Source organism: Anaerobacillus sp. ABR4_321, assembly GCF_056158505.1.
In genome coordinates this window covers 291,669-315,787 of sequence record NZ_JBSWTK010000001.1, presented here as the reverse complement: position 1 = coordinate 315,787, position 24,119 = coordinate 291,669, and the positions used below count along the sequence as shown (strand labels likewise).

The 24,119-nt window shown below is 41.7% G+C and carries 22 protein-coding genes; 9 read left to right on the top strand and 13 right to left on the bottom strand.

Features of this window, described 5'->3' with window-relative positions:
- Nucleotides 1–38: 38 nt before the first annotated feature.
- Both ACXADT_RS01735 and ACXADT_RS01730 read left to right on the top strand, forming a co-directional pair.
- Nucleotides 39–1,370: an FAD-dependent oxidoreductase gene (locus ACXADT_RS01735; RefSeq protein WP_474833043.1), complete on the top strand. Its 1,332-nt coding sequence runs from the start codon at nt 39–41 to the stop codon at nt 1,368–1,370.
- Nucleotides 1,371–1,551: 181 nt separating this feature from the next.
- A complete protein-coding gene (locus ACXADT_RS01730; protein ID WP_474833041.1) occupies nt 1,552–2,163 on the top strand; it encodes a histidine phosphatase family protein in 612 nt (203 codons plus the stop codon).
- Nucleotides 2,164–2,205: 42 nt separating this feature from the next.
- Here ACXADT_RS01730 and ACXADT_RS01725 read toward each other — a convergent pair whose 3' ends face one another.
- From ACXADT_RS01725 to ACXADT_RS01705, 5 genes are all read right to left on the bottom strand, one after another.
- Nucleotides 2,206–3,519 (bottom strand): alanine/glycine:cation symporter family protein, encoded by a 1,314-nt coding sequence (locus ACXADT_RS01725; RefSeq protein WP_474833040.1) that lies wholly within the window; start codon nt 3,517–3,519, stop codon nt 2,206–2,208.
- Nucleotides 3,520–3,613: 94 nt separating this feature from the next.
- Entirely contained in the window at nt 3,614–4,798 is a 1,185-nt protein-coding gene (locus tag ACXADT_RS01720) for an MFS transporter (RefSeq protein ID WP_474833038.1), read from the bottom strand.
- Nucleotides 4,791–5,222 carry a MarR family winged helix-turn-helix transcriptional regulator gene (locus ACXADT_RS01715; RefSeq protein ID WP_270182685.1) on the bottom strand — a complete coding sequence of 144 codons (432 nt, stop codon included), beginning with the start codon at nt 5,220–5,222 and terminating at the stop codon, nt 4,791–4,793. Before ACXADT_RS01715 ends, ACXADT_RS01720 begins: the two co-directional genes overlap by 8 nt.
- Nucleotides 5,223–5,424: 202 nt before the next feature.
- A complete protein-coding gene (locus ACXADT_RS01710) occupies nt 5,425–6,960 on the bottom strand; it encodes an FAD-dependent oxidoreductase (protein ID WP_474833037.1) in 1,536 nt (511 codons plus the stop codon).
- 114 nt (nt 6,961–7,074) lie between these two features.
- On the bottom strand, nt 7,075–8,631 hold the full coding sequence (locus tag ACXADT_RS01705) for an ABC-F family ATP-binding cassette domain-containing protein (protein WP_270182683.1): 1,557 nt from the start codon (nt 8,629–8,631) through the stop codon (nt 7,075–7,077).
- A gap of 257 nt (nt 8,632–8,888) precedes the next feature.
- Here ACXADT_RS01705 and ACXADT_RS01700 point away from each other — a divergent pair, with 257 nt between their 5' ends.
- The gene (locus ACXADT_RS01700) at nt 8,889–10,061 is read left to right on the top strand and encodes an endonuclease (protein ID WP_474814393.1); all 1,173 of its coding nucleotides are present in this window, start codon (nt 8,889–8,891) and stop codon (nt 10,059–10,061) included.
- Nucleotides 10,062–10,100: 39 nt separating this feature from the next.
- Here the strand turns inward: ACXADT_RS01700 and ACXADT_RS01695 are convergent, their stop codons facing one another.
- From ACXADT_RS01695 to ACXADT_RS01685, 3 genes are all read right to left on the bottom strand, one after another.
- A complete protein-coding gene (locus ACXADT_RS01695) occupies nt 10,101–10,991 on the bottom strand; it encodes a manganese catalase family protein (RefSeq protein WP_270182682.1) in 891 nt (296 codons plus the stop codon).
- A gap of 18 nt (nt 10,992–11,009) precedes the next feature.
- On the bottom strand, nt 11,010–11,225 hold the full coding sequence (locus ACXADT_RS01690; protein WP_270182681.1) for a YuzF family protein: 216 nt from the start codon (nt 11,223–11,225) through the stop codon (nt 11,010–11,012).
- Nucleotides 11,226–11,356: 131 nt separating this feature from the next.
- Nucleotides 11,357–12,073, bottom strand: coding sequence for a 3-ketoacyl-ACP reductase (locus ACXADT_RS01685; RefSeq protein WP_474814388.1), 717 nt, complete (start codon nt 12,071–12,073; stop codon nt 11,357–11,359).
- Between the two features lie 201 nt (nt 12,074–12,274).
- On the opposite strand from ACXADT_RS01685, the gene ACXADT_RS01680 reads away from it, so the two are divergent.
- The 4 genes from ACXADT_RS01680 (at nt 12,275) to ACXADT_RS01665 (ending at nt 18,787) form a co-directional block, all read left to right on the top strand.
- Entirely contained in the window at nt 12,275–13,639 is a 1,365-nt protein-coding gene (locus tag ACXADT_RS01680; protein WP_474814386.1) for a sigma-54 interaction domain-containing protein, read from the top strand.
- Between the two features lie 110 nt (nt 13,640–13,749).
- Entirely contained in the window at nt 13,750–15,147 is a 1,398-nt protein-coding gene (locus ACXADT_RS01675) for a YjiH family protein (RefSeq protein ID WP_270182678.1), read from the top strand.
- 25 nt (nt 15,148–15,172) lie between these two features.
- Complete coding sequence (locus tag ACXADT_RS01670) at nt 15,173–16,495, top strand: aspartate aminotransferase family protein (protein ID WP_474814384.1); 1,323 nt, start codon at nt 15,173–15,175, stop codon at nt 16,493–16,495.
- Between the two features lie 192 nt (nt 16,496–16,687).
- Nucleotides 16,688–18,787 carry a HelD family protein gene (locus ACXADT_RS01665; protein ID WP_474814905.1) on the top strand — a complete coding sequence of 700 codons (2,100 nt, stop codon included), beginning with the start codon at nt 16,688–16,690 and terminating at the stop codon, nt 18,785–18,787.
- A gap of 19 nt (nt 18,788–18,806) precedes the next feature.
- On the opposite strand, the gene ACXADT_RS01660 is transcribed toward ACXADT_RS01665, so the two are convergent.
- Nucleotides 18,807–18,998: a YwbE family protein gene (locus ACXADT_RS01660; RefSeq protein WP_270182676.1), complete on the bottom strand. Its 192-nt coding sequence runs from the start codon at nt 18,996–18,998 to the stop codon at nt 18,807–18,809.
- Complete coding sequence (ytzI, locus tag ACXADT_RS01655; RefSeq protein WP_270182675.1) at nt 18,976–19,155, bottom strand: YtzI protein; 180 nt, start codon at nt 19,153–19,155, stop codon at nt 18,976–18,978. The genes ACXADT_RS01660 and ytzI overlap by 23 nt, the downstream gene beginning before the upstream one ends.
- Before the next feature lie 328 nt (nt 19,156–19,483).
- Here ytzI and ACXADT_RS01650 point away from each other — a divergent pair, with 328 nt between their 5' ends.
- The gene (locus ACXADT_RS01650) at nt 19,484–20,332 is read left to right on the top strand and encodes a YitT family protein (RefSeq protein WP_270182751.1); all 849 of its coding nucleotides are present in this window, start codon (nt 19,484–19,486) and stop codon (nt 20,330–20,332) included.
- Nucleotides 20,333–20,368: 36 nt separating this feature from the next.
- On the opposite strand, the gene ACXADT_RS01645 is transcribed toward ACXADT_RS01650, so the two are convergent.
- The gene (locus ACXADT_RS01645) at nt 20,369–21,097 is read right to left on the bottom strand and encodes a tryptophan-rich sensory protein (RefSeq protein WP_474833035.1); all 729 of its coding nucleotides are present in this window, start codon (nt 21,095–21,097) and stop codon (nt 20,369–20,371) included.
- 134 nt (nt 21,098–21,231) lie between these two features.
- On the bottom strand, nt 21,232–22,263 hold the full coding sequence (locus ACXADT_RS01640; protein WP_270182673.1) for an NADP-dependent oxidoreductase: 1,032 nt from the start codon (nt 22,261–22,263) through the stop codon (nt 21,232–21,234).
- Between the two features lie 174 nt (nt 22,264–22,437).
- On the opposite strand from ACXADT_RS01640, the gene ACXADT_RS01635 reads away from it, so the two are divergent.
- A complete protein-coding gene (locus ACXADT_RS01635) occupies nt 22,438–23,142 on the top strand; it encodes a YqjF family protein (protein WP_474814379.1) in 705 nt (234 codons plus the stop codon).
- A gap of 28 nt (nt 23,143–23,170) precedes the next feature.
- Here ACXADT_RS01635 and rarD read toward each other — a convergent pair whose 3' ends face one another.
- On the bottom strand, nt 23,171–24,115 hold the full coding sequence (rarD, locus tag ACXADT_RS01630) for an EamA family transporter RarD (RefSeq protein WP_474833033.1): 945 nt from the start codon (nt 24,113–24,115) through the stop codon (nt 23,171–23,173).
- Between the last annotated feature and the right edge of the window lie 4 nt (nt 24,116–24,119).

The window sequence follows — 24,119 nt, the reverse complement described above, 5'->3', positions numbered from 1 at the left end:
CATGTGAATACCTTCACAAAAAACAGGAGGAATTTTAAATGAAAGTAGCAGTAGTAGGTTGTACACACGCTGGAACAGCAGCTGTTTCAAATATAGCAAATCTCTATCCTGAAGCTGAGGTTACCGTTTATGAACGTAACGATAACGTTTCTTTCTTATCATGTGGTATCGCACTGTATGTTGGTGGCGTTGTGAAAGATCCAAAAGGGTTATTCTACTCTTCTCCTGAACAGTTAGAAAACATGGGTGTTACGATGAAGATGAAGCATGAAGTGCTTTCAATAGATACAGAACAAAAAACAATCACAGTAAGAAACTTAGAAACAGGTGAACAACTAGAAGATAACTTTGATAAGCTCGTAATGGCAACAGGGTCTTGGCCAGTCGTTCCTCCAATCGAGGGGATAGAGCTCGATAACATCCTTTTATCAAAGAACTATAACCAAGCCAATACCATCATTGAACGAGCGAAGAATGCTAAGAAGGTAACGGTGATTGGCGCTGGGTATATTGGTGTTGAACTTGTAGAAGCTTTTCAGAAGTACGGAAAAGAAGTAACGCTCATCGATGGTGAGGATCGTATCTTGAGCAAATATTTGGACCCTGAATTTACTGATATTATCGAAGAAGACTTTAAAACGAGAGGAATCAACCCTGCATTAAATGAAACGGTAACACGTTTTGAAGGGTATGATGGAAACGTAACAAAGGTTTATACAAATAAAGGCGAATACGAATCTGATCTTGTCATTCTATGTGTAGGTTTCCGTCCGAACACTGAACTTGTAAAAGGCCAGGTCGATATGCTTGATAACGGTGCGATCATCGTCGACGAGTATATGCGAACAAGCAATAAAGACATTTTTGCTGCGGGAGACAGCTGTGCGATCAAATACAATCCAACTGGGGAGCACGCTTATATTCCGCTCGCAACAAATGCAGTTCGAATGGGAACGTTAGTCGGTAGAAATATCGTGAAGCCTACGATTAAGTATATGGGAACGCAAGGTACGTCAGGTCTACATCTTTTTGATCTTAGTATGGCATCAACAGGCTTAACTGAAAAAGCAGCGCTTCGTGCGGGCATGAATGTGAAAACAATCACAATAGAAGAAAATAACCGTCCTGAATTTATGCCGGATTATGAAGTGATCACGCTAAAAGTTGTTTACGAAGAAGGCAGCCGTCGTATTGTAGGGGCACAAGTCATCTCAAAAGCGGACGTTACTCAATCTGTAAATACACTTTCAGTATGTATCCAAAACAACATGACAGTAGATGAACTTGGATTTGTAGATTTCTTTTTCCAACCACACTTCAACAAACCATGGAACTTCTTAAACCAAGCAGGCCTACAAGCCGCTCAATAAATTTTATCCGCCAGTGAAAAGCTGGCGGATTTTTTGTAACTTGCATCATAGAACCAGCTTTTGCATAATAGTAAAAGCGGAAGTAAGCCGTTTAAATCCGCAGGGCGTTGGAAGCCTTTCGAATGAGACGATTTGTGTATCAATCTTGAATACCGTTTTATAAATTAGGAGGACTTAAAGAATGACGCGTATTTATCTCGTCAGACATGGAGAAAGTGAATGGAACGCAGCAGGAGATTTATACTGCGGCAGAACAGATATAGGATTATCTTCTCTTGGTAGGAAGCAGGCAGCTGCTGCTGGTGACTTTTTAAGAAAAGTGACGTTTGATGCAGCTTATGCATCTCCATTAATTAGAGCACGTGATACAGCGGAATTAATTCTAGGCGAACGTCTACCCGTTGAATCAGACGAACGAATCTTTGAAGGAGATTTTGGAGAGTGGGAAGGTAGAGCGAAGAAGGAATTTATAGCAGAAGACCCAGATTCCTGGCATAGCTGGATGGCTAATCCTTGGGAAACGAGAGCTGGAAGAACTGGAGAAACGGCAAGAGAAATGTTTGAAAGAGCTTCAGCCTTCTTTAAAGAGATGGCGAAAAAGCACCCAGACGATACGATTCTTGTCGTAGCTCATAACAATACCATTCGATTCTTTCTTGCAGGAGTACTAGGTATGCCATTTTCAAATTATCGTAAGATCTTTCAAGATAATACTGGGATCAATATAGTAGATGTGTCTGGAGATGAGATCGTCTTAAAAAGCATGAATATCACTACACATCTAGAATTGTAAAAAGCTAACCTCACTGAGAGGTTAGCTTTTTTAATTGCTGTATTAGGTCTTAATCTCTTTATAGGCTTTCTTTACAACGCCACTTAGTGCAACAAGTGCGATTAAGTTAGGAAGCACCATAAAGGCGTTGAACGTATCGGCAAGCTGCCATACGAATGGAACGTTAAGCACTGTACCTCCTACAATGAATAGAAGAACAATTGCGCGATAAATCGGTACCCCTTTCTCTCCGAATAAGAAATTCACATTCGTCTCACCGAAGTACGCCCAACCGAGAATCGTCGTAAAGCTAAAGAACAGTAGACTAAATGCGATAAAGTAAATACCGAAGCCACCTAGTCCACTAGAAAAGCTAGCTTGGGTAAGCTCGATACCGGTTAAATTAGACCCTGCGCCTTCCGTCACAAGGATGACAAGTGCAGTAGCAGTACAGATGATGACCGTGTCGATGAGCACACCGACCATTGCAACGAATCCTTGCTGAGCAGGGTGCTTCACATTTGCGACAGCATGTGCGTGTGGGGTTGAACCCATACCTGCTTCATTTGAAAAAAGGCCTCGTGCAACGCCGTACCTGATCGCTTCTTTAATGGAAGCTCCGAGCACACCGCCGCCTGCAGATTCAGGAGTAAATGCTGCTTCTACGATAAGAGCGAGTGCCGGTAGTACCGATTCGTAGTTTAAGATTAGTATGGCAATCGCTCCAATGATATAGAGAAGAGCCATGACAGGAACAACATTTCCTGCAAACGTAGCGATTCGCTTTATACCACCGAGAAGAATCAGCCCTATCAGCACAGCAACGATGATTCCGACTAGGAGCGGTGGGATGTTAAAGGCAGTATTGAAAGCGTCAGCGATCGAATTCGATTGAACCATGTTTCCTACAAAACCAAGCGCTGCAATGATGGCGATCGCGAAAAAGACGGCTAGCTTTTTACTGCCGAGTCCATCGCGAATATAGTAGGCTGGTCCGCCTTTGACGACACCATTTTCTTTCTTCCGGTATTTCTGTGCCAATACGGCTTCAGCAAATATTGTGGCCATCCCTAGGAAAGAAGAGATCCACATCCAAAAGATAGCGCCAGGACCTCCTGCAGCAATAGCCGTTGCGACACCAGCTAAGTTTCCTGTGCCGACTTGTGCGGCAATGGCAGTGGATAGGGCTTGATAGGATGAGATCCCATCTTTTTTCTTCTTAGAAAAAAGGGGGCCAAATGTTTGACGAAACCCTTCCTTTAATCCTGTCAATTGGATGAAACCAAGTCTAATCGTGAAAAATAGCCCGGTTCCTAAAAGAAGCGATATCATGATCGGTCCCCATAATATGGAATTAATTTCTTCTATAATATTCATGGTTGTCACTCTCTCTCAGAAAAATTAGATTCCCCAATAATAGCTATTTTTTCTGAAGACTTCAACCCTTTAACACGGTATGGTAACTATTTACTTAATAATTTGCTTGTGATTGAAGCTGTTTGTTCGGCTGTCGTTTTGAAACCCACTGATAAAACACTAGAATGCCAGCTACAAAAACAGAAAGGAAGAGATATAGGTTTGAATATCCTAATGAATGAACGATGAGACCAAGCACGTATGATCCGGTAGCTATTCCGATATCGAACAGAGTGAAAAAGGTAGCCGTCGCATGAGCGCTTCTAGAGTCAGGAGCAGCCTGAATGGCTAGAGTTTGAAAGCTAGGAACAATCGAGCCATAGCCGAGACCGATGAGGCCACCTGCAGCAAGGAGCATCCATGATGTATCCGTAAAGCTTAGCGTCAAAAGACCAAATGCATATAACAAAAACGCTGGCGTAATCACAGTGTTTGGTCCAAGCGTATCAAACATTCTTCCAGTGAATGGTCGTGAAACGAGCATCGCGACAGCAAAAACTGCAAAAAAGAATCCAGCAGCATCAAGTAACCCTAAAGACTTGGCATAAAGAGAAATATACGAAATGACGCTTGCGTATGAAAAAGCTAGAAATAATCCAACAAGCGCGATTGGAATCACACGACGTTCGAATAAGTCTTCTATTGTTAAACTTTTCTTTTTAATCGTTTCATGTTCAATTGTTTTAACCCAAATTGTGCACAATAACCCTATGATCATGATGCCGCTGAGGACTAAGAAGATCGTAAGGTATGAGACGAATTGAAGGAGCGTCAATGCTAGGAATGGCCCTGCTACAACCGCTACATTCATACTCATTGCGAAATATCCAAGGCCTTCACCTCGTCGTTCTCGAGGTATGGAATCTGCAGCGATCGCACCGGCAGCTGTTGTAACGATACTAAACCACATACCATGGAAAAAACGGAGTAATAGCAGCGGAATGTACTGATCGGTTATCGGATAAAGAAACGTCGCGACTCCAAACATAGCGGCACTTGCGACAAGCATCTTTTTCTTTCCAAATCGATCTATTAATCTACCAGAAAAAGGACGAACGAAAATTGCTGATAGTAGAAAGATCGTGATGATCAATCCTGCTTGAGACTCAGATCCCCCCATTGCATCTGTAACGTAAATCGGCAGTAGGGTTAGGAGTGCGTAAAAAACAACAAAAATAAATAAATTGCTCACAAAGATGTTAATGAAACTCTTTGACCATATAGGACGTTTGTTAGCCATGTGTAACCACTTCTTTCTCTGACCCAATCTTATTAAGCAGGGTCATGAATTGTTCTTGATCCTCGTTTGATAAATTCTGCAGCAGCGATTCTTCCATTTCCTGAATCGAAGCCTTGATTTCTGGAAGTTTTGATTTAGCATAATCCGTTAAGCAAACGATACGTTCACGTTTGTCTTCACCCTCAGCGCGTTCGATCCAGTTGTTGCTTTCCATTTTAGTAAGCGTTCGAGTGGTGGTGGGTGCTTCAACATTTAAGTATTTCCAGATCTCTGTTTGCTTCATAGGTCCAAACTGATCCAAGCAATAAAGAATTGCCCACTGAGATGTGTAGAGATCAAATTCGTTCAGTTTCTCATTTGCTTCTTTTATGATGAAACGCATTTTTTGGTTTAGTGAATGAAAGATGTCATTAGTTGTGATCATAGAGCCCTCCGTACATTAGTTACCTAGGTAAATAAAATCATAAACTCCAGTCTAACGGCTGAGGAGAGGAATGTAAAGAATAGTAGCTTCTAAGAATAGAGTCGAACCGAATCGATTGTTGAATTATTTCCGCGGAAATAGAGTGTTTCACTCGAATTTTCCATAAAAAAAGAAGCCAGAAGGAAATCCTCCTAGCTAAAAACTATTCGAGCTCATCTGTTAAGTTGGTAAGAGGTCTGTCAGCCGGTCCTTCGATCACTTTACCATCAACCCCGAATCGAGAGCCGTGGCAAGGGCAATCCCACGTTCGGTCTCCATCATTCCATTCGACCTCGCAATACAAATGGGTACAAGTTGTATCGACGAGGTGAACGGATCCTTCTTGATCTTTGTATGCTCCAGCCCTTCTTCCGTTGATACGGACAACGGCTCCTTCATCTTGCTTCAATTCTGAGATTTTCTTTTTTGGAACAGACAATTTCCCTTTCACAAATTGACCAGCCACGTCCGCATTTTGTACGAGGAATGTTTTGATGCTCGGATCCGCATAGAAGCGTGATGGGGAAAACAGGTCTTGATATGGATTCGTATTCCCCATTACATAGTCCTTGAACAAAAGAGCAGCCGTAGTGCCGTTCGTCATGCCCCATTTGTGAAACCCAGTAGCGATCAAGATGTTATCCTGCTTGGATGTAACAGGTCCTATGTATGGAAGCTTGTCTAGCGTATAAAAGTCCTCGGCCGACCAGCGATAGAGTACATTCTTCACTCCAAGCGTTTCCTCTGCAAAGAACTTAAGCGCTTTGTAATGATCACTCAATCTGTTTCCTTGACCGGTCTTATGACTCTCACCTCCGAAGAGTACAAGCTTCTCACCATTAAAGGTATGACTTCTCATCGATCTCTTAGGGTCTTCTGCACTTAAATACATTCCACCAGGGAATTCAGATTTCGTGGATGCTGCTACAACGTAAGAAGCTTCAGCATACATGCGAGAAAAATAGAGGGCATTTCCATCATAGAAAGGGAAATGTGAGCAAGCTAGCACGTGTTTGCATGTAACGGTTGAGCCATTCTTCGTCACAACAACTGGATTCGTCCCTTTTTGAACATCGACCGCGACAGTCTTCTCATAAATCCTCCCGCCATTTTGTAGGAACGAATTGAGAAGAGGCGTTAAATAAGCAACTGGATCGAATTGAGCTTGGTTTGGCATCTTGATGCCAGCTTTTATTGGAAGGTCAAGTGGCAGGCTGTTTACGAACTCTCCATGAATGCCGAGCTGTTGGTACGCACGCATTTCATTTGTTAATTTTCTTGCGTACTCTGGGGTAGTCGCATAAAGATAAGCATCTTCCCCTGAAAATGAGCAAGAAATGGAATCTTGATCAATCGTTTGTTTGATAAATTTCAATGCTTCAACATTAGCACGGTAATACAACTGTGCATTTTCTTTTCCAAAGTGATTTAGAAATTCATCGTAAATCAGGTCGTGCTGCGCTGTAATCTTTGCAGTGGTATGTCCTGTTGTACCGTTCAATACCTGGTTTGCTTCAAGAAGTACAACGCGTAGTCCCTCTTTTGCGAGAAGATAAGCCGAAGTAATCCCTGTAATTCCACCACCAACAACAACCACATCTGTTTCTATATTCTCAGTGAGAGCAGAGTGAGGACTTTGTTGCTTCCCTACCCGCCAAATGGGTTCTGGAGACTGTGGCCACGCATTCTTATCAGTCAATTCAATAACCTCCTAACGTATTCAACGTTCCTATTTTTTCCAAGATGTTTTCATTCATTCAGAAACCAATAAAAAAAGACTTACCCCTAAATGGGGTAAGCCTCGTTAGATGCATTACACAAGTTTGGTCGTCCAGTCTTCGCAATTCCAAACGTCAGTCGCAACATCTTGATAAAATTCAGGTTCGTGTGAGATCAAGATAATGCTGCCTTTATATTCTTGTAGAGCACGTTTTAATTCTGCTTTTGCTTCTACGTCAAGGTGATTTGTAGGCTCATCGAGCACGAGCAGGTTCGATTCGTTGTTCATCAGTTTGCAAAGGCGAACTTTGGCTTTTTCGCCTCCGCTCAGTACTTCTACTTTGCTTTCAATGTGTTTTGTTGTAAGTCCACACTTTGCTAACGCTGCTCGAATTTGTGCCTGGCTGTAGTGAGGGAATTCCTTCCACACTTCTTCTATACATGTATTATTGGATTTCGTTTTGATCTCTTGTTCGAAATATCCGATATAAAGGTAGTCGCCTTTTTCAACTGATCCACTTATCGGCTTAATTTCCCCAAGGATACTCCTGAGAAGAGTGGTTTTCCCAATACCGTTTGCCCCCATGAGCGCGATTTTCTGTCCACGCTCCATCGTTAAATTGAGAGGACGAGATAGAGGTTCTTCGTATCCGATAACGAGATCATTCGTTTCGAAGATCAATTTACCTGATGCTCGCGCTTGCTTAAAATTAAATTCAGGTTTTGGCTTTTCTTTTGCAAGTTCGATGACATCCATCTTATCGAGTTTTTTCTGACGCGACATCGCCATGTTCCGCGTTGCTACTCGAGCTTTGTTTCGTGCTACAAAATCTTTAAGCTGTGAAATTTCCTGCTGCTGTTTCTTGTAAGCTGCTTCTAATTGCTGCTTTTTCACTTCATATACTTCAAGGAAGTTATTGTAGTCACCGACATATCTTGTTAGCTCTTGATTTTCCATGTGATAGATCAGGTTTATTACACTGTTCAGGAAAGGAATATCATGTGAAATGAGGATGAACGCATTTTCATATTCCTGCAAATAACGCTTAAGCCAGACGATATGCTGTTCATCAAGGTAGTTTGTTGGCTCATCGAGAAGAAGGATTTCAGGCTTCTCTAGGAGAAGCTTTGCTAGAAGAACCTTCGTTCTTTGACCGCCACTTAAATCTTGAACATCCTTTTCAAGTCCAATTTCATCGAGACCAAGTCCACGCGCAATCTCCTCAACTTTTGCATCGATGACGTAGAAGTCGTTGTTTGTTAGCACATCCTGGAGAGTACCTGTTTCCTCCATAAGTTTTTCTAATTCATCAGGGGAAGCGTCTCCCATCTTTGCAAACAGTTCATTCATTTCTGCTTCATAATCGAACAGGTATTGAAACGCACCTTTTAATGCGTCGCGAATCGTCATGCCTCGTTCTAACACAGTGTGTTGATCGAGGTAGCCGACTCTTACGTTTTTAGACCATTCGACGGTCCCCTCATCAGGCTCAAGTTTACCTGTAATAATGTTCATGAACGTAGATTTACCTTCTCCATTGGCACCGATCAGTCCAATGTGTTCACCTTTTAATAGACGAAATGAAACATCATCAAAAATTGCTCGGTCACCGAATCCGTGAGTAAGGTTTTTCACGGTTAATATACTCATAGGAAACACCCTTTATTTAATGTTTAACAATCTTCATTGATTATATATGACAAAACGCTTTGATGAAAGGTGAAGGCAGGTTAAATCTTTGGTAACTTCATGAAGTTATCTAGGTCGATAGTCTTCTAAAACGTGCGCTTAGTTCTAAAGTCACGATAAAATTAAGTAACATTTACATCGTGTTTCATTCACCTTAATACGGTACGTTTAATCTAGTAGTAGCCTTAAGCGGGCTATTAAACCGGGGAGGATATTATATGACTACTGCTAGAAATCGTGTACTAACCACTGTCGTGATCATGGTCGCTCTTTCACTTGTCTTTTTGTACATGTCAATCACACCTTCAAACGCGTCTGGTTCTGGAACGGCTGCATCACCGTATTCAGTAGCTCAGGGAATAGCGAATCAAGGGGAGTCAGGTGTAACGGTAGAGGGATACATCGTTGGAAAGCCTGAATCGACGACTTCTGTTTCGACAAGTAACTTTCAAGATGACTATGCGATGGCGATCGCAGATCAAGCGGGCGAATCAAACATGGATGATATGCTGTATGTCCAAATTCCATCACAGTTTAGAAGTGAATTTGGGTTGAAGAGTAACCCTGAATTAATGGGTGAGAAAATTAAAGTAACGGGTTCATTGACTGATTATTTTGCACACCCAGGTGAAAAAAGCGTTACTGCAATGGAGTTAACAAGTAGCGGTAGCGGAGGAAATGACGGAAACGGCGGTTCTGGAGGGGATTATGGTACGTACTATCAATCTGCTGAAGGAAAAACAGGAAATGCATTGAAATCAGAACTCCATATGATTATCGATGACCATACAGAGCTTTCATATAGTCAAGTGTGGGATGCGCTTCGAGTGACTGACGAAGACCCAGCTAATCCTAATAACGTTCTCTTACTATATAGCGGTTGGTCTAAGAGTAAGTATGAGAACGGAGGCAATGTCGACGATTGGAACCGTGAACACGTATGGGCGAAATCTCACGGTGATTTCGGAACTGCGATGGGACCAGGGACAGACATCCATCATCTACGTCCTACTGATGTAACCGTAAACGGTTCAAGAGGTAACCTAGACTTTGATAATGGAGGTTCAGAGAATACTGAAGCGAGAGGAAACTATTCTGACAGTGATTCATGGGAACCACGAGACAGTGTAAAAGGTGACGTAGCTAGAATGATATTTTATATGGCTGTACGTTACGAAGGAGATAGCGGAGAACTAGATCTTGAGCTTAATGATCTCGTTAACAATGGTTCTGCTCCATACATGGGGAAAGTTTCTGTATTAAAAGCATGGCATGAGATGGATCCTGTAGATGACTTTGAGAGAAACCGTAATGATGTGATTTATAATCAGTATCAGCATAATCGAAACCCTTTTATCGATCATCCTGAATGGGTTGAATCGATCTGGTAAAAGAGGACACCTGCTTTCCAAAATGGAAAGCAGGTGTTTTTACATATTCTTCATCAAGCGTTTTGCGATCTCTTCATAATGGTCCCTAGTGATACCCGGGGCAAATTCTTCTGGTAAATCGTCTAGACTAGGGATTTTTGCACCTTGAGGTGTGCCTTCAATAACTTGTAAAGGCATGCCATTTTCAGGATTCGTGCCTTTCCAAATTTGACGAATGCCTTGATACTCTCCATCACTCCAAGTGTAAAGGACGTTATTCAACCCCCGGTCCTCAAATTTTCTAGCGTAGTCGAAACTTGAATTACTTAAGTTTGGCACTGGAAGCATCTTGGTTAAGTCGGTGCCTGTCGCGATTTCTATCGCTTTTGCATATGCGAGGACGTGCGTGCCGCCTCGAACAAGCAGATAGCCAATCATCTCTCTTGCTGTAGGGTGATCGGTCATTTCATAGACGCGCATCTTGTGCGCTCTGGCACCAATTTCGAGGAAGAAGTTATGCATTAAGTCTAAAACGAGGTTTCCGCTACTAAAAACGTAATCCCCTCGCCAGGAGTTTCCCATCGAGTCTGCGCCTAGAGCCGTTTGAGCGGTTGAAACGAATTGTGCGGTGTTTCGAACATCTTTCCCGTTTTGAAGTGGCGTGATATCCGGTGGACCAGGGAAAGAGCTTCCTTTTGTTAATAGGTTGATGGAAGTTGTAACGAGCTCAACATGACCGAATTCCTCAGCAGTAATACTTGCGACAAGGTCGTAGAAGGGTTTTAATTTTTTCTTTTGTCGAAAGTTAAAAGACTGAAACATGTAATTGTTTAGCGTTGACATCTCACCAAATTTTCCGCCCAATAAATCCTGAACCGCTGCAGCTGCGTTAGCGTCACCGTGATCAGGGATGGGAAGTTCAATCAATTGCTTATTGATTCGCTTAAACATAATTGGCCTCCCATCTTATTAGTTAGGAAACACCCAGACGATTTGTTGAATTCGAATAAAAAAAGGAGTCTGCTTTACTTGCACCACGATGTGGTCTGGCATAACGGTTTGTAAGACACCACGAAGTGATCCTCTCGTTGTTTCAACAGTCACCATGCTTCCTGTGATCGATTGGAGCGTCTCATATACATATGGATCAACGAGGCTTGTAAGAGTCGGGTATTGTTCGTTCAAACATTTCCTCTCCCTTCCAAACAGGTTCTACACTTTTCTAACTTACGCTATTGGTGGGTTGTCATAGTCCAAAATGTAAGGAGGGTAAAGAGAGCATAAAAAAATCAGCCTGATAGGCTGATTAAGGCGAGTTACGGGTTTGTTGTCCAAAGTCCTGCTGTTTTGATAAACACACGTTTGTTTAACTTCAACTGAGAAACCATAAACTCCGCCATGTCTTCAGGTTGAAGCATATGATCCTGGTTTCCATCTGTTAAATTGTTTTCAACAGCAAGGTCAGTAGAAACTGTACTTGGTGTTAAGGCACTAACGCGAATATTGTGCTTGCGCACTTCTTGTGCAAGTGATTCTGTTAGTCCGAGCAGACCAAACTTTGAAGCGCTGTAAGCACTCGTTACAGGGGCGCCTTTCTGACCAGCGGTTGAAGAAATGTTAATAATGTCGCCTGTTTCTCTCTCGATCATATCTGGTAAGACGGCGCGAGTAACGTAGTAAGCACCAAGAAGGTTAACCTGGATAATCTTTTCCCAATCAGAAACCTCAAGGTCCATGAAACCTCCAAATTTAGCAATACCAGCGTTATTGATCAGGATATCTGTTTGACCAAGTTCTTCACGAATACGAGATACGGCGGTCGTGACTTCTTCATTGGAAGAAATATCTGCAACAGCATACGCTACTTTCACACCTTTGGCTTCTATTTCTTTTGCTACGCTTTGAAGTGTTTCTTCCGTTCTTGCTATCATTCCGATATTTACGCCTTCTTCTGCTAATCTCACTGCAGCTGCTTTCCCAATTCCTCTAGCTGCTCCAGTAATAAGTGCTGTTTTGCCTTTTAGGTTTTCCAATGGAAACCCTCCTTTATTTCATTTAAAAGAATAGTTTATCTTTCTTGTTTTTAAATGGAAAGAATTTTGCTTTTGAAACAGAGCGATATGGTATGATGAAAGTACAGATTATTCAAAAATGAATTAACTTAATACAGCTATGACAAGGATTGAGACTAAAAATAGAATACTTATTCATAAACGAATAATAGGTGGGATACAATGGATGCTTGGAATGAGTACAAAGCAATTTTCCATTCACTTCAGGATGATATTTTGGTTACAGATCCAAATGGAATCATTGTAAAAGCGAGTGAAGGAACCGGGACTGTCTATGGAGTGAAGGCAAAGGACCTAATGGGCCGCTCAGTATACGAGCTTGAGAAAGAAGGGTTGTTTACCCCTCTAGCTACGCCAATGGTAGTTCGGTCGAATAAGCGAGTGACGTTTGTCCAAACGGGTCAAGATGGTCAAAAACTACTTGTTACAGGTGTGCCGGTGCATGATGAGACCGGGAAGCTGATTCGAATTGTTAGCTATTCACATGATGTTACAGAGCTTATGGAAATAAAAGCTGGAATGGAAGAAATGTCTGCTGAAGTCGAGCGGGTCCGCACCGAACTTAATTGGCTGAAGTCCCAACATACAGAAGATGGAATCGTTGGGCGTAGCGATGAAATGAGGAAGTTAGTTGCTACTGCGAAACAAATTTGTGGTGTCGATGTTAGTGTTCTACTATTAGGTGAATCAGGGGTAGGTAAATCAGAGATGGCCCGGTTCATACATAACAATAGTGAGCGGAGAGACGGATCTTTTATAGAAGTAAACTGTGGTGCGATACCTGATGCTCTTTTTGAAGCTGAGCTTTTTGGATATGAAGATGGGTCGTTTACAGGAGCTAGAAAAGGCGGTCGGATGGGATTAGCTGAGATGGCTGAAGGTGGAACGCTGTTTCTTGATGAGATCGGAGAACTATCTCTTTCAAATCAAGTGAAAGTGTTGAAACTAATCCAGGATAAATGCTTTTATCGTGTAGGAGGCAGAAAAGAAATTCATTCGGATTTCAGGCTGATTAGTGCAACAAATCGAGATTTAGAAAGTGCCGTTACAGAAAAGTTGTTCCGAGAAGACTTATATTTCCGCCTAAACGTTGTACCGATTATCATTCCACCCCTTAGAGAAAGGAAAGAAGATATCGTTCCTCTGATTCATACCTTTCTGAGCAAATTTTGCGAGGAGTATAAAAGAAAACGAGTAATGGATAAGCAGGTTTTACACGAGTTGAGTCAGCTTGATTGGAAGGGGAACGTTCGCGAATTAATGAATTTGATCGAGCGTGTTGTGGTCACCTCAAATTCATCTACTATTCACCTGGATGATTTACCAGATACGTATAGAATCCACCAAGACTCCTATTCAAAAATGAATAATACGAGTGAGAGTCTACAATCTTCGTTAGAAAAACTAGAAAAACAGAGGTTAGAGGAAGCCAAACGTAAATTTAGAACAACGACAAAAATAGCGGAAGCACTAGGGATAAGCCAACCGAGCGTGGTAAGAAAACTTAAAAAATACAGAATAAACTGATAATTGGCACGGGTCTTGCATTAAAAAGAAGCAAAGGAGTAAATCTCTTCTTGCTTCTTTTTTATTAATATGCAAGAATTTGTATTAATATAAAACAGGGGGCGTGACCAATGGAAGCAAAAGAGCAAAAAAATTATTCGTACGAGGGTACAGGGGGAAGTACCGTATCGACTCGTCCACTTAGTCATTATTTATGGTTTCTTATCCCATCACTCATCGGAGTCCTTTTATTCCTTGTTCCCGTACCATTTAATGGGAAGATAACGATCGGTGTAGGAATCATGGCGGAATCGATTCAAGCAGGTCTAGAGCCAGTACTTCCAGGATTGATGACGGCCGTTTTAGTAGTTTCTGCAATCATTCCTATTTTTGTAAAGATCTTTGAACCAAAGTCTATTATGTTAAGACCGTTTTTAAAGCAACTTTTCTATGTGAACTGGTTCTGGATTGCCACTAGAGCAATAGGGGCAATTTTTGCAGTAATGACATTATATACGTTTGGTCCTGAATTCATTATTTCTGACGTATCGGGTGGGACGATGCTATATGCACTCGTACCTGTACTCGCAGCATGGTTTCTGTTTGCTGGCTTGTTGATGCCGCTACTTCTTGAGTTTGGCTTGATGGACTTTATTGGGACGTCACTGCAACGTGTGATGAGACCGCTATTTAAATTACCTGGCCGCTCTTCGATCGATGCACTGGCATCATGGATGGGTGCTGGCACAGTAGGCGTATTGATTACAACAAAACAATATGAAGAAGGCTATTATACAAAACGAGAAGCGGCAGTTATTGCTACAAACTTCTCTATTAATTCCATTGCATTTAGTTTAGTAGTTATTAGTTTCATAGGTCTTGAGGACATGTTTGTTCCATTTTACTTCACAGTTGTCGTTGCTGGACTTGTAGCAGCGGTTGTTTGCCCAAGAATTCCACCTCTTTCTAGAAAAGAAGATACCTATTATGAGGTAACAGGGAAGCAAATTTCTGAAGACGTTCCTGAGGGCGTTTCAAACTACAGATGGGGGTTAGAAAAGGCTCTAGAGAAAGCATCTCAAGTAAAAGGTGTAAAGGCCGTTGCTCGTCAAGGCGTTCATACCGTACTTGATATCTACTTTGCGCTTATTCCGCTCGTGATGGCGCTAGGAACCATTGCATTGATCATTGCAGAATTTACGCCGTTCTTCACGTATTTAGCAATGCCGATCGTTCCAATCCTTCAGTGGATGCAGATTCCTGAAGCTGCTTCTGCTGCACCAGCAATGCTCGTTGGATTCGCTGATATGTTCTTGCCAGCGGTAATAGGTACAGGAATCGAGAGTGAATTAACTCGTTTCGTGATTGCAGCTGTTTCCTTAACGCAGCTCATCTATATGTCTGAAATCGGTATATTACTAGTGAAGTCAAAAATTCCGATCTCTGTGCTAGAATTAGCGATTATTTTCATCCAAAGAACAATTATTACACTACCTATTATCGTCGTTATGGCTCATTTATTTTTCTAATTAACATCTAAGGAGGAGACAAACAATGAACGCATCATTTGAAGAAAGATACAATCGTATGTCGGAACTATTAGCACCAAGTATGGCGAAAGATCATCCTAACCTTCCTGTTGTAAAAGAAGAGGGGTGTTACTATTACGGTGCTGATGGAACAAAATATTTAGATTTCACCTCGGGTATTGCTGTTGCGAATACAGGGCATCGTCACCCAAAAGTTGTCGATGCAATCAAAAGAGGCGCGGATTCACTCATGCATGGACCGTCTGGCGTAATCATGTACGATTCGATCTTAGAACTAGCTGAACGACTGGGTGGCATCATGCCATCAAATCTAGATTGTTTCTTCTTTGCAAATAGCGGAACAGAGGCGATCGAAGGCGCGTTGAAGCTCGCAAAGTATGTTACAAAACGTCAGTACGTCGTTTCTTTCACAGGTTGTTTTCATGGACGTTCTCTCGGTGCGCTCGGTGTGAGTACGTCGAAAAGTAAATATCGAAAATTTTTACAACCGAACGGACTGACTTATCAACTTCCTTATGCAGATGTTAAAGCTTGTCCAGAAGGTCTCGATCCTGCCGAGTACTGTGTTGCAGAGCTTGAGAAAGATGTGGAGCGATTATTTGATCATCAGGTGACACCTGAAGAGGTCGCTTGTATGATCGTTGAACCTGTTTTAGGTGAAGGTGGGTACATTATTCCACCTAAAGAATGGCTGCAAAAAGTTCGTGAAATTTGTGATCGTCACGGCATCTTGCTGATATTCGATGAAGTTCAAACTGGTTTTGGGCGTACGGGGGAATGGTTTGCTGCACAAACGTTCGATGTGAATCCTGACATTATGGCCATCGCTAAAGGAATCGCATCAGGTATGCCCCTTAGTGCAACGGTGGCATCGAAAGAGTTGATGAGCCAATGGCCGATGGGAACCCATGGCACAACGTTTGGTGGGAATCCGATCGCTTGTGAAGCTGCACTCGCAACACTTGATGTAATAGAAGAGGAAAAGCTTCTGGAAAACTCAAGGCAAATGGGAGAATACGCACTAGAGGGTCTTCAAAGAATAAAATCTAAACACGAAGTAATCGGTGAAATCAGGGGTGTTGGTCTTATGATCGGGATTGAAATTATCGATCCGAAAACTGGTGCTCCAGATGGAGCAGGCATGATGCGTATCCTGGATTTATCGCTTGAAAAAGGTGTTTTGTTTTATCTATGCGGAAAGCATCAGGAAGTCATCCGTATGATTCCACCGCTCATTGTATCGAAAGAACAAATGGACGAAGGTTTACGCATTTTTGAAGAAGCTGTCATTGCGTTTGAAAATGAAGCACAGCCTGTAAGTGTATAGAAGAGTTTTGCTCCTGCCCGTTACAGTGTGGCAGGAGCTTTTATTATGTCTTCTCATATTTATTCGTCGGTATGCAACTTAATTTTAAATTTTCCGAAAACATGCTGTTCTTTAGGCTGTTTTATGGTAAGATAAGTTTTCTGTCTCTTAAAAAATATATCTCTAAAGGAGGTAACTGAATTGGATGAAAAAATTCAAAGTGCCTATCGTGAAGAGAAGCAGCAACTCAGACAAATCGCTGCGGAGATCAATCAGCAGAAAGAAAAATTGAATCGATATCCTAAGTACTCAGGGGATGATGTAACAGAGCAAGTACTCGAAAGTATTCGCGAACAAAACAGAGGATCGTTACAAATTGCCGCTAAGGAACCTTACTTTGCTCGTATGGATTTTCAAGAAGATCATAAAGATACGAAGGCTTATTACATAGGGAAGGTCGGAGTGGCAGACGATGAAACCCAGGAAACCCTCGTGGTCGATTGGAGAGCGCCTGTCGCGAGTATGTTCTACTCCTTTACCGGAGGAGAGGAAGAAGCTTACTATGATTCTCCTGACGGCATAGTGGAAGGAAATATTGAACTTAAGAGAAACATCGTCATACGAAATCAAGAGCTCCAACGAGTTGTTGATTCTTATGTAGAAGGTAGTGAAGACTTATCTGGATCTGATGAGTTTCTATTGTACAGGTTGAGTGAAGCAAAGGATAACAGGTTGCGAGATATCGTCTCAACCATCCAAGCGAAGCAAAATGATATTATCCGCGCAGAACGAACCACACCCCTCATTATTCAAGGAGTAGCAGGGAGTGGGAAAACAACGGTGGCACTTCACCGTCTCGCGTATCTTCTTTATGAATATCGTGAAACGGTCATAGCAGATCGTATGATTATATTTGCACCAAACAGAATGTTCCTCGATTATATTTCAGGCGTTCTTCCTGAACTTGGAGTAGGAGGGATCCAACAGTCTACATTTACTGATTGGGTGCTCCAGAAGCTTGAAGATACAGTAAAGTTAGAAGAGTCAGACCTTCTCCTCAGTAAGTGGTTTGAGCCTGAGGGAGAGGACCTATCTTTTGATAAGAGTGAAGGAAGATTAAAGGGATCGATCAGGTTTAAGGATTGGCTAGATTCTGCTCTTACACATTTTTCAGATTCGATAGGAACTCCTGGACCGTTTGAAGCATGGGAAGGTGCGATCATAACAGCTGAAAAGATGACACAATGGATGAAGGACCTCCATGTTTATCCCTTAGGTAAACAACGAGACATGTTGATGAATCGTATAAAACTTTGGATTAAAGACGAAGTGAAGAAACTAGAGGGAAGTCATCTTCAGAAAGAGTATCGTAAAAAAGCGAACGCAGAGCTGAAGAACTATTTTAAGCAATGGCCTAAGCATACTGCTCTCACGTTTTACAAAACGTTATTTCAGAGTAAGCCTGGTTTCACCGACAATGCCAGCAGTATTCTACCAGAGGATATTGTGAAGCAAACACAGAAGAGGCTTAGGAAAAAAGCAGTTTCGACTGAAGATCTAGCCCCTTTGCTGTACCTGCAATTTAAGTTATATGGAGTACGAGACGACGACAAATTGCAGCATGTTGTAATCGATGAAGCGCAGGATTTCTCACCGTTCCAAATTACAATCTTGCAGAAAGTTAACCGAAGTCAATCATTCACGATACTTGGAGATTTAGCACAGGGGATACACGGTTACAAGGGTATTCATCAATGGAGTGAGTTCGGTGAATTATTTAAAGGGAAAGAGCTTTATATAGAACTTGAGCAAAGTTACCGATCTACTGTGGAGATTATTGAGTATGCGAACCACATTATCTCTCATGCGAATGTACCTGTGAGACCAGCAGTACCGGTATTTCGTAGTGGTAAACGTGTCGATGAGAAAGTTATTGATGAAAATTATACGCAAGATTTAGTTCAGACAACGGTGGAGATGCAGGGCCGAGGAATAAATACGATTGCAATCGTCGGTAGAACGGATGAAGAATGTCAGGTTCTTTATAAAGCTTTAGAGAAAGCCCACGTAGAAGTAAACCTTATAACTGCGGAGAATCGTTCTTACTCTGGGGGAGTTTCGATCACCCCAATCTACCTCACAAAAGGGCTGGAATTCGATGCAGTTATACTAGCGGATGCATCAAAAGAGAACTATAAAGAGAATACGCAGGATGCAAAGCTTCTTTATGTAGGCTGTACACGTGCATTGCATGAGTTAAAGGTATTTTATAGAGGTGAATTGTCACCATTAATAAGAAAAGAGATCAGGTAAAGCGAACCTGATCTCTTTTCTATAGAATGCTTTTTACTCTACCGACCTGTCCATCTTCAAGGCGTACCTTAATGCCGTGTGGATGATTAGCGGATTTAGTAAGAATATCTTTTACAATGCCTTTTGTTAATTTACCGGTACGTTGGTCCTTCTTCAAAACAATCTCTACTTCTTTACCGGGCTCGATATTACTTCGATTCTGTCCGTTCATGTTCACTTTCCTCCTTACCATAATATCGTTGTTTATCTTCAGGAAGTGGATCTACAGTATGTTTAACGCTATATCCTTTAGAAACAGCTAGACCGAAGGCTGCAGCTATAACAATCGTCATGATAACAACGACGATAATAACCGAAATGATGACCATCCTATGGCTCCTTTTGCGTCTTTTGAATCTACTTTACCACGATTTGCGGTGAAATAGTAGAACGTAGTGAAGGTTAAACAAACGTTTGATTGAAGAAAATAGACAGGGAAAGAAGGAGAAAAATATTGTCTATATAGTTAGATAATTATGATAATATATGTAAATTATTGTCGAAACAACAAAAATTCATAGTAATATGTGCCTATTTTAAAACTGGAAACGCTTGCTTAATAAATCTTATGTTTAAGCTGTTTACAAACCTATGAATCCCTATTATAATCCCGATTGTGCTTATGAAACGAAAACAAAACAACGGGAGGGATACATGATGCTTCATCACATCAAAACTTATCTGCTTATCACACTAGGGGCGCTCGGCGTAGCTACCCATGTGCATTTTTTCCTATCTCCAAACAGTCTCGCAACAGGGGGAGTCAGCGGTTTGTCGATCGTGATGAACCATCTTCTCCCAAACTTGTCCGTCGGTATGTTTATGATTATTTTGAACGCAGTGCTTTTGTTAGTTGGAATTCTGTTTCTCGGTCCCAAATTCGGAGTAAAAACGATTTATTCAAGCTTTGCTCTATCTTTAGCAGTATGGTTGCTTGAACGATTCATTCCAATAACGGAACCATTTAGTCAGGATATCCTGATTCAACTTATCATTGGCCAGTGTATTGCTGCTGCTGGAATGGGACTTGTTTTTCATCAAAAAGCTTCCACCGGTGGTACGGATATCATTGCGATGATCATCAACAAGTACTTTTCGATCGATGTTGGTAAAGGTGTATTGATCTCGGACATTTCAATTGCAATGCTTTCCATTTTCCTATTCGGTCCTGAAATTGGTATGTATGCGATCTTTGGTGTAATTCTGAATGGTTTCGTGATCGATTATACAATTCAAATGTTTGATGCTAAGAAAGAAATTGTGATCATTAGCAAAGAGAGTGAAGAAATCCGTACGTTCATCGTTAATGAAATAGGAAAAGGCGCGACGATTCATACGGCACGCGGTGCATTTACTTCAGATGAAAAAGAAGTGATCACGACGATCCTAGGAAGAAAAGATCTACTGAAGCTAAAGAAACATGTAGGCAGTGTTGATCATAAGGCGTTTATTACCGTCCATAGTATGAAAGAAATACTAGGACAAGACTTTAAATCTCTAGCATAAACGAAATCCCCTTTCCGGAATGGAAAGGGGATTTATTTATTTCTTAATTTTTCTCACCAAATAGATAAACGTAACTAGTGCGATTACGATCGCAAGGCCATAAGCTGTGAAAACAACTGCTGGTACATCGCCTTGATTACGAACACCGATCCCGATCAATGCCCATACGATCACAAGCGGATACACCCAATCGTTTTCGTATTTCAGGAAATAAAGCGCAAGAACTGAAGCGACGATCATTAGTAGAATAGTCCAGAATGATGCTGAAAGACCAAATCCATTCCAATCGATATACGTTAAGAAGTAGCTGATGTTTGCGATGGTGGCAACACTGATCCATCCGAGATAAACAGAGAAAGGTAAGAGGTCGAGAAACGAGGCGTCTGCCGCTTTTGCCTTCACATAAAGTCGGATGAGCGTGAGAAGTAATAAGATCATTACGAGAACGGAAGCTCCAAAATACTCATAATGCCACATGAAGATCCAGAGGCTATTCAATAAGCAGCTTAAAACAAACAGTCCACTTGTTTCTTGATAGATGGGTAAGTTGCGACGATCTTTAGGAAATTGACGAAGGATCCATAACCCTAGCAGTAGATAGATGAGGCTCCAGATGCTGAAGACATACCCTGCTGGAGTGAACAGTACGTCAAGCTTGTTTGAAATTTCTCCAGTAGTCTGTCCGTTGAGCGGTAGGATATTTGCTAGTGCATTCACAGTGATAACAAGTAGGTAGGCAAGAATATTAAGGAGTAATTTTATCATCGTTGTCCTCCTAAATAGTAGTCTGTTGTTAATACTATTCCTCGAAAAAAGGACAGATAACCAATATGATAGGTTCGTGGACAAAAAGAATAATAAAAATCAGCCCGCTTTCTTCGAAAGCGGGCGACTTTTACTTAATTATGAGGCAATACAGCGATGTCTGGCTCAGCTACCTTTACAATTTGCTTTCCGAGGTTCTTCCCTTCGAAGAGTCCGATGAAGGCTTCAGGAATGCGTTCGAATCCTTCCACGATCGTTTCTTCGTAAGTTAACTGTCCTTCTTTAACCCACTTACCAAGTGCTTCTGCACCTTCTTGGAAACGTTTTGCAAAATCATTCACAACGAACCCTTGCATAAGTGCACTCGATTTGATGAGCTTCGTCTGTACGCGTGGTCCAAGATCTTTCTCAGTTTTATTGTAAGAAGAGATTGCACCACAAACCGGAATACGGGCGAACTTATTGAGTAAACTGAACGCTGCATCTCCAATTTCGCCGCCAACGTTTTCGTAGTACACGTCGATACCATCAGGACATGCGCTTTTTAGAGCTTCATAGACGTTTGATGTCTTATAATTGATTCCTTCATCAAAGCCTAACGTATTCGTTAGATACTGTACTTTCTCATCTGAACCAGCAATTCCGACAACTCTACAGCCTTTGATCTTCGCAATCTGTCCTACAACAGAACCTACTGCTCCAGCTGCTCCAGATACGACGACGGTTTCACCTTCTTTTGGCTGACCGATGTCGAGTAAGCCGAAATAAGCAGTAAGACCAGGCATTCCAAGAACACCTAGATGGGTGCTTACAGGGGCAGCTTCGGGATCGATCTTACGTAAGTTGTCCTCTGCTGCAACAGAGTATTCCTGCCAGCCTAGATGCCCGATGACAATATCCCCTTTGTTAAACTTCTCTGACTGTGTTTCAATGACTTCTGCGATCACGCCACCATCGATCGGTTCATCAAGTTGAAAAGGTGCGACGTAAGATTTAGCATCCGTCATCCTTCCTCTCATATATGGGTCAACAGTTAGATAAAGGGTCTTTAAGAGTACTTCTCCAGTGTTCGGTGATGGAACCTCTGTTTCTACGAAGTTAAAATGCTCATCAGATGGCATACCTTCAGGTCGTTTCGCTAGTTGAATTTGCTTTTGTGTCGCCATTAGTCATCCCTCCAAAAATTGATTGAATGGTCATTCATTATTCTATTTGAACGTTACCACATCGTTGGATCGTAATACAACGTTTTTGCTTTCGATGTGTTATGGAGGCTGTTTATGAATGGAAAGCTTCACATCATATGGGGTAAGCTAGTAAATAGAGCAGGAGGAGATCTCATGAGTAACAGTAACGGTTGGATCATGAAGCAAACCTGGGGCGACCTACTATTTCTTCATTGGCCAGTGGACCCATCTTGGTTAAAGACACTCCTTCCAGAGGAATTGGATGTAGATACATTTGACGGTGAAGCGTGGATTGGAATTGTCCCGTTTGAAATGAGTGGAATTCGATTTAGAGGAATGCCTTCTGTACCTTTTGCTTCAACATTACTCGAATTAAATGTAAGAACGTATGTTAAGTTTGGTGACAAAAGAGGGGTACACTTCTTTAGCCTTGATGCTAATCACAATTTAGGAGTGTGGATCGCCAGAAATTTTTTTCGTCTGCCATATTTTCGTGCGCGTTTAACGAAGAGTGAGCGTGATGGAACGTTTTACTTTAATGGTGTTCGTACACATAGAGGCGTCAAACAAAGTAAGTTTCAGGTCAGCTACCGTCCTATAGGTGAACCGTATCAATCAGAAAAGGAAAATCTTGATTTTTGGTTAACGGAAAGAGAGCGTCTCTTCGTGGTTCATAATGGCAACGTCTTTCAGGGTGATATCAAGCATGAAAAGTGGCCGTTGCAAAAAGCAGCGTTCACGATTTTAGAAGATACGCTTTCTGATGATTATTTCTTTAAGGAAGAAAGAGTACTCGCTCACTTTTCTAAGACTGTTACAACACATTTATGGCCGTTCAAAAAGGTTTCAGATACGTAAAATCCCCCTTCGTGTGAGGGGGATCTTTTTATGATTCGTATGAATGTTTCCGCTGAAGCCCGCCTGGCTGTATGCGACGAAACAGTTTCGTTCTAGAAAGCGTGAAGATCAATAGTGCTACCCATATTAATGTGAAGCTTACTGCATGGTGAGAAGTAAATGATTCTCCGTATAAGAAGATTCCTTGAATAAGCATCAGTGTTGGGGCGATGTATTGAAGAAAGCCAATCATCGAAAGAGAGATGCGGTTTGCCCCAGTAGCAAATAATAAGAGCGGTATCGCAGTAACGAACCCGGCACCTAGAAGTAAAAGCATTGTTGTCGTGTTACTTGCATAGAAAGCTTCTGGCAAGCTGTTATAAGTAAAAACGAGGTAACCGATCGCAAAAGGTGTGATCAACAACGTTTCGATGGTGAGCCCTATCATGGCTCCAAGTCTAGCCGTTTTCTTCAAAAGTCCGTAAAGACCAAAACTCACCGCCAGGATCAACGAGACCCACGGTATTTCTCCAAATTGAAAAACAAGATTTAATACCCCTATTGTAGCAAGTAGAACGGAGATGAACTGCCAGAATGACAGGCGTTCTTTTAGAAATAAGATGCCTAGAAGTACACTTATCAAAGGATTGATATAGTATCCAAGGCTAGTTTGAATCACATGATCGTGGTTTACCGCCCATATGAATGCAAACCAATTTATCGAGATAAAGAGGGATGCAAACGTGATCGATGTCATCTTTTTGGGTTGTTTTATGATTGTAATGAGGTCTTTCCATAAAGTAGAGGCTTTTCCTAACATAAGCAAAATAACGATCATGAATGCAAATGACCAAATGATGCGATGGGCGAGTACAACTTCAGAAGGTACCTCAGAAACAAGCTTCCAATATAGAGGGAGAATTCCCCAAAGAAGATATGCGCCGGCACCACTCATGATACCTATCGCTTGTTCTTTATTAAAATCAGACTTCATAGCT

What these genes read in the sequence shown, in the direction of transcription:
- ACXADT_RS01720 (WP_474833038.1), bottom strand. Translation starts at nt 4,798, where the DNA reads ATGGCTAACAAACGTCCTATATGGTCAAAGAGTTTCATTAACATCTTT.
- ACXADT_RS01660 (WP_270182676.1), bottom strand. Translation starts at nt 18,998, where the DNA reads ATGAACGGACAGAATCGAAGTAATATCGAGCCCGGTAAAGAAGTAGAG.
- ACXADT_RS01705 (WP_270182683.1), bottom strand. Translation starts at nt 8,631, where the DNA reads ATGAGTATATTAACCGTGAAAAACCTTACTCACGGATTCGGTGACCGA.
- ytzI (WP_270182675.1), bottom strand. Translation starts at nt 19,155, where the DNA reads ATGGTCATCATTTCGGTTATTATCGTCGTTGTTATCATGACGATTGTT.
- ACXADT_RS01635 (WP_474814379.1), top strand. Translation starts at nt 22,438, where the DNA reads ATGAGTAACAGTAACGGTTGGATCATGAAGCAAACCTGGGGCGACCTA.
- ACXADT_RS01670 (WP_474814384.1), top strand. Translation starts at nt 15,173, where the DNA reads ATGAACGCATCATTTGAAGAAAGATACAATCGTATGTCGGAACTATTA.
- ACXADT_RS01640 (WP_270182673.1), bottom strand. Translation starts at nt 22,263, where the DNA reads ATGGCGACACAAAAGCAAATTCAACTAGCGAAACGACCTGAAGGTATG.
- rarD (WP_474833033.1), bottom strand. Translation starts at nt 24,115, where the DNA reads ATGAAGTCTGATTTTAATAAAGAACAAGCGATAGGTATCATGAGTGGT.
- ACXADT_RS01675 (WP_270182678.1), top strand. Translation starts at nt 13,750, where the DNA reads ATGGAAGCAAAAGAGCAAAAAAATTATTCGTACGAGGGTACAGGGGGA.
- ACXADT_RS01645 (WP_474833035.1), bottom strand. Translation starts at nt 21,097, where the DNA reads ATGATAAAATTACTCCTTAATATTCTTGCCTACCTACTTGTTATCACT.
- ACXADT_RS01695 (WP_270182682.1), bottom strand. Translation starts at nt 10,991, where the DNA reads ATGTTTAAGCGAATCAATAAGCAATTGATTGAACTTCCCATCCCTGAT.
- ACXADT_RS01650 (WP_270182751.1), top strand. Translation starts at nt 19,484, where the DNA reads ATGCTTCATCACATCAAAACTTATCTGCTTATCACACTAGGGGCGCTC.
- ACXADT_RS01715 (WP_270182685.1), bottom strand. Translation starts at nt 5,222, where the DNA reads ATGATCACAACTAATGACATCTTTCATTCACTAAACCAAAAAATGCGT.
- ACXADT_RS01730 (WP_474833041.1), top strand. Translation starts at nt 1,552, where the DNA reads ATGACGCGTATTTATCTCGTCAGACATGGAGAAAGTGAATGGAACGCA.
- ACXADT_RS01735 (WP_474833043.1), top strand. Translation starts at nt 39, where the DNA reads ATGAAAGTAGCAGTAGTAGGTTGTACACACGCTGGAACAGCAGCTGTT.
- ACXADT_RS01680 (WP_474814386.1), top strand. Translation starts at nt 12,275, where the DNA reads ATGGATGCTTGGAATGAGTACAAAGCAATTTTCCATTCACTTCAGGAT.
- ACXADT_RS01725 (WP_474833040.1), bottom strand. Translation starts at nt 3,519, where the DNA reads ATGAATATTATAGAAGAAATTAATTCCATATTATGGGGACCGATCATG.
- ACXADT_RS01700 (WP_474814393.1), top strand. Translation starts at nt 8,889, where the DNA reads ATGACTACTGCTAGAAATCGTGTACTAACCACTGTCGTGATCATGGTC.